The following is a 4639-nucleotide window of genomic DNA, read 5'->3' on the forward strand; positions in this document are numbered from 1 at the left end:
CAGCAGGAGCGCGCCACCTGCGACGGCGTGCAGCAGGACCGCGCGGCCTGCCTGCGCGAAGCCGGCGCCGCGCGCCAGGAAGCGGGCCGCAACGGCCTCACGAGCGCGAGCCCCGGCCGCTACGACGCCAATGCCATGGCGCGCTGCCGCGAACAGCCCGCGGCCGACCGCGCCGACTGCGAGGCGCGCCTGCAGGGCGGCGCACGCACCAGCACCGAAGGCAGCGTGATGGGCGGCGGCGTCATCCGCGAAACAGTGACACCGCTGCCGGCACAGCCGGTACAGCCGGCCGCACCCGCGCGCTGACCGGCAGGGGCCGCAAGGAACCCGGCGCGGCCCGACTTGTYCAACAGTTTCATGTTTCAGGTCACTCCAAGGAGCACCCCATGAACAGCACCACCCGTTCGATGATTGCCGCCCTGATTGCCGTGGGCGGCCTGGCCGCCGCCACCTCGGCCTCGGCCCAGCCGCGCCGCGGCGATTCCACCTACCAGCAGGAACTCGCGGTCTGCGGCCACAACCAGCAGGACCGCGCGGCCTGCATCCGCGAGGCCGGCGCCGCACGCCAGGAAGCCGCACGCGGCGGCCTGACCAGCGCGCCCGACTACCAGCGCAACGCCCTCGCGCGCTGCGGGCTCCAGCCACCGGCCGACCGCGCCGACTGCGAGGCCCGCGTGATGGGCGGCAGCGGCAACACCCGCGGCAATGTGGATGGCAGCGTGATGGGCGGCGGCGTGATCCGCGAATCGGTCACCACCGTCGTCATGCCGGCACCCGCCGCCGCGATGCCGGCGCCGATGCCCGCGCCTTCGCGGGTCCCGCCGCCGGCCATTGCGCCCATCGCGCCGATGGAGCCGGCGCCGATGCCGGCTCCCATGCCGGCACCGATGCGCTGAAGCGCTGAAGCACGCGATCCAGCGGCGTCCCCGCCGCCCGCACCGGGCGGCGGTGGATGCATGCGCCATGCCCGTCAAGGGCAATGACCTTCGCATGTCACACGACTGTCATAAAGCACGAGGGCGTGCTAGCTATAGTTCTCGGTCTCTGCCTACCGAGGAACACTATCCCATGAATGCCATCAAGGTCGCTCGCCGATTCATAGAAACGGACCCGGCCAACGAGTCGTCCAAAATCCTGGCGCAGCTCGTGTTGGCGCTCGAATCCGAACGCAGCTTCGAGCTGGTCACGCTCTACAGCCTCGACTACAAGAGCTTCGAGCTCGCCATGGACATCCTGAAGGAATGGCGGCTCGACCGCTACTACGCGAGCAAGTCGAAGCTGTTCGACCTGTCCCTGCAAGTGAGCGAGCTCGAGAAGAGCTGAGCCCCAAGCGGCCGGGGCTGCGCGCTCAGACCAGCATCCCTCCGGAAGCTTCGATGCGCTGGGCATTCACCCAGCGACTGCCCTCCCCCAACAAGAGCGCGATCACTCCGCCGATATCGTCGGGCTGGCCCGCGCGTCCGAGCGCGGTGAAACCGGCCACCATCGCGTTCACCTGCGGGTTGTCGCGCACCATGCCTCCACTGAAGTCGGTTTCGATCGCACCCGGCGCGATCGTGTTGGCCGCAATGCCGCGCGCGCCGAGTTCCTTCGCGAGGTAGCGTGTGAGCGTTTCCACGCCGCCCTTCATCGCGGCATAGGCGGATGCACCGGCGATCGAGAACCGGGTGAGCCCCGACGATACGTTGACGATGCGTCCGCCGTCGTTGATGAGCGGCAGCAGCTTCTGCGTGAGGAAGTACGGCCCCTTCAAGTGCACGTTGAAGAGCATGTCGAACTGGGCTTCCGTCGTGTCCTCGAAGTTCGCGTGCAGGCCCACGCCGGCGTTGTTCACCAGGAAGTCGAAGCGCTCGCGCTGCCAGGTGGCAGCCAGCGCCGCCTTCACCGAATCCGCGAATGCGGCGAAGGTCGTGCTGTCCCCGACATCGAGCCTGAGGGCGACGGCGCGGCGCCCCTTCGCCTCGATCTGCGCCACCACCGCCTGCGCGCTGGCGTCGTTCGACACGTAGGTGAGGATCACGTCGACGCCATCGGCGGCGAGCGCCAGCGCGGCGCTGCGGCCGAGGCCGCGGCTGCCGCCGGTGACGAGTGCGATGCGCAAGGGGTTGGCGGTTGTGGAAGCTGTCATTTCAAAGTCCTTGGTGGGTTGATCGATGAGTCGATGGGTGGACTTTAAAAATTACCGTCAGAAAGATAAATTCCGGGAAACTGCGCACACTGTCAACCAAAAAGGAAACAATCCTCGGCCATGAACACCGATGAATTGCGCATCTTCTCGAGGGTGGCCGAGCTCGCGAGCTTCAGCCGTGCTGCGGACCAGCTCGGCCTGACCCGCGCGCGCGTCTCGGTGGCCGTGCAGCAGCTCGAGGAGCGGCTGGGCACGCGGCTGCTGCAGCGCACCACGCGCAGCGTGCGGCTCACCGAGGACGGGGCGCGCTTCCTCGACCGCTGCAAGGACTACCTGGCCGAGGGCGAGCAGCTCGCCACCATGTTCCGTTCGCACGCCGGCGGCCTCACGGGTCGGCTGCGCGTCGACCTGCCGAACGCCATCGCGCGCGACCTCGTCATTCCGCGCCTGCCCGAATTCCTCGCGCGGCATCCCGCGCTCGAAGTCGGCATCAGCACCTCGGACCGCCGTGTCGACCTGGTGCACGAAGGCTTCGACTGCGTGCTGCGCGTGGGCATGCTCGGGGATTCGGAACTCGTCGCGCGGCCGCTCGGTGCACTGCGCATGGCCAATGCGGCGAGCCCCGGCTACCTGCGCGCGCACGGCACGCCCCGCACGCTCGACGACCTGGCGCAGCACCAGGTCGTTCATTTCGCGCAGACGCTCGCCTCCAGCGACGCAGGCTGGGAGTACCTCGACCCCGCCGATGGCGTGTACAGGACATGGCCCGTGGCGGCGACCGTCACGGTGAACGGCACCGACGCCTACCAGGCGGCCGCGCGGGCCGGCCTGGGCCTGATCCAGGCGCCGTTCGCGGGCCTGGAAGCGAGCCTGGCCGCGGGCGGGCTGGTGCAGGTGATGCCGGAGTTCAGCGCGCGCCCGATGCCGGTTTCGCTGCTCTATGCCAACCGGCGCCAGCTCGCACCGCGCGTGCTGGCCGTGATGGACTGGCTGACCGAGATCGTCGCGCCCTACTTCGTCAAGGGGCGCGGCGCCACTGTCAACGCCCCCAGCGCAGCACCATCGGGTCGAGCCGCTTCGCCGTCTCGATCAGGCCGGCGCGCGTCTCGGGGTGCATCGCCGGCAGCGGATGGCGCGGCGCCTCGCAAGCGATCACGCCGCCCTCCTTCATGAGCGACTTGCAGGCCAGGAGGCCCGCCTGGCGGTTCTCGTAGTTGATGAGCGGCAGCCACTGCTGGTAGAGGGCGAAGGCCTTGTCGCGGTCGCCCGCGCGGTGCGCCTCGATGATCGGGCGGATGCCGTCGGGATAGCCGCCGCCGGTCATCGAGCCGGTGGCGCCGGCATCGAGGTCGGGCATCAGCGTGATGGCCTCTTCGCCGTCCCACGGGCCTTCGACCGCATCGCCGCCCAGGCGGATCAGCTCGCGCAGCTTCGACGCGGCACCGGCCGTTTCGATCTTGAAGTAGGCGACGTGCTCGATCTCGCGAGCCATGCGCGCGAGAAAGGCCGCCGACAGCAGCGTGCCGCTCGCGGGCGCGTCCTGGATCATGATCGGGATGTTCACCGCATCGGACAGGCCGGCGTAGAACTCGAAGATCTGCGGCTCGGGCACGCGGAAGGTGGCGCCGTGGTAGGGCGGCATCACCATCAGCATGGCGGCGCCCATGTCCTGCGCGCGCCGGCTGCGCTCGGCGCAGATGCGGGTGCTGTAGTGCGTGGTGGTGACGATCACCGGCACGCGGCCCGCCACATGCTCGAGCACCGTGCGCGTGAGCACCTCGCGCTCGTCGTCGGACAGCACGAACTGCTCGGAGAAGTTGGCCAGGATGCACAGGCCGTCCGAGCCCGCGTCGATCATGAAGTCGACGCAGCGCTTCTGGCTCTCGAGGTCGAGCGCGCCCTGTTCGGTGAAGGTGGTCGGCACCACCGGGAAGATGCCGCGGTATCTGGGGGTCATGGTGGATCAGTGTGAATGACGGGGAACGGCGGAGCCTCTGCAGCCCACCAGAAAATCGAAGTCGCAGCCTTCGTCGGCCTGCAGCACGTGGTTGACGTAGAGCTTCTGGTAGCCGCCGCCGCGCGTGCTCATGGGCTGCGCGTCGGCACTGCTGAGCGAAGCCAGGCGCGCGGCCAGCTCTTCGTCGCTGATGTCCAGGTGCAGGCGGCCCGCATCGCAGTCGAGCTCGATCCAGTCGCCGTCGCGCACCGCCGCAAGCGGTCCGCCGTCAGCCGCCTCGGGCGCGACGTGCAGCACCACCGTGCCGTAGGCCGTGCCGCTCATGCGTGCATCCGAGATGCGCACCATGTCCTTCACGCCCTGCCGCAGCAGCTTGGGCGGCAGGCCCATGTTGCCGACCTCGGCCATGCCAGGGTAGCCCTTGGGGCCGCAGTTCTTCATCACCATCACCGAGCTGGCGTCGATCTCGAGGCTCTCGTCGACGATGCGCTCCTTGTAGTGCTCCAGGTTCTCGAACACCACCGCGCGGCCGCGGTGCTTGAGCAGTTCGGGCG

The 4639-nt window shown here is 69.1% G+C and carries 5 protein-coding genes and 2 pseudogenes; 4 read left to right on the plus strand and 3 right to left on the minus strand.

Annotated features, from left to right (window positions below):
* The 3 genes from AC1DOC_RS20035 to AC1DOC_RS20045 form a co-directional block, all read left to right on the plus strand.
* Positions 1-306 (plus strand): hypothetical protein (locus AC1DOC_RS20035; protein ID WP_478130354.1); only part of this gene is annotated, 306 nt, incomplete at its 5' end.
* An 80-nt stretch (positions 307-386) separates the two neighbouring features.
* Complete coding sequence (locus tag AC1DOC_RS20040) at positions 387-896, plus strand: hypothetical protein (RefSeq protein ID WP_028253968.1); 510 nt, start codon at positions 387-389, stop codon at positions 894-896.
* Between the two features lie 172 nt (positions 897-1068).
* Positions 1069-1323 carry a hypothetical protein gene (locus AC1DOC_RS20045; RefSeq protein WP_018903584.1) on the plus strand — a complete coding sequence of 85 codons (255 nt, stop codon included), beginning with the start codon at positions 1069-1071 and terminating at the stop codon, positions 1321-1323.
* A 25-nt stretch (positions 1324-1348) separates the two neighbouring features.
* Here AC1DOC_RS20045 and AC1DOC_RS20050 read toward each other — a convergent pair whose 3' ends face one another.
* Positions 1349-2128 (minus strand): SDR family NAD(P)-dependent oxidoreductase, encoded by a 780-nt coding sequence (locus AC1DOC_RS20050; protein ID WP_028253967.1) that lies wholly within the window; start codon positions 2126-2128, stop codon positions 1349-1351.
* 120 nt (positions 2129-2248) lie between these two features.
* Between AC1DOC_RS20050 and AC1DOC_RS20055 the strand changes: the two are divergent.
* Positions 2249-3115, plus strand: a pseudogene (locus tag AC1DOC_RS20055) (LysR family transcriptional regulator); the annotation flags it as partial.
* Between the two features lie 52 nt (positions 3116-3167).
* On the opposite strand, the gene AC1DOC_RS20060 reads toward AC1DOC_RS20055, so the two are convergent.
* Positions 3168-4085, minus strand: coding sequence for a dihydrodipicolinate synthase family protein (locus AC1DOC_RS20060; RefSeq protein ID WP_028253966.1), 918 nt, complete (start codon positions 4083-4085; stop codon positions 3168-3170).
* Positions 4086-4091: 6 nt separating this feature from the next.
* A pseudogene (locus AC1DOC_RS20065) lies at positions 4092-4639 on the minus strand (dihydroxy-acid dehydratase); the annotation flags it as partial.

The organism is Variovorax sp. 01T439_2, from assembly GCF_056398445.1.

What these genes read in the sequence shown, in the direction of transcription:
- AC1DOC_RS20045 (WP_018903584.1), top strand. Translation starts at nt 1,069, where the DNA reads ATGAATGCCATCAAGGTCGCTCGCCGATTCATAGAAACGGACCCGGCC.
- AC1DOC_RS20050 (WP_028253967.1), bottom strand. Translation starts at nt 2,128, where the DNA reads ATGACAGCTTCCACAACCGCCAACCCCTTGCGCATCGCACTCGTCACC.
- AC1DOC_RS20060 (WP_028253966.1), bottom strand. Translation starts at nt 4,085, where the DNA reads ATGACCCCCAGATACCGCGGCATCTTCCCGGTGGTGCCGACCACCTTC.
- AC1DOC_RS20040 (WP_028253968.1), top strand. Translation starts at nt 387, where the DNA reads ATGAACAGCACCACCCGTTCGATGATTGCCGCCCTGATTGCCGTGGGC.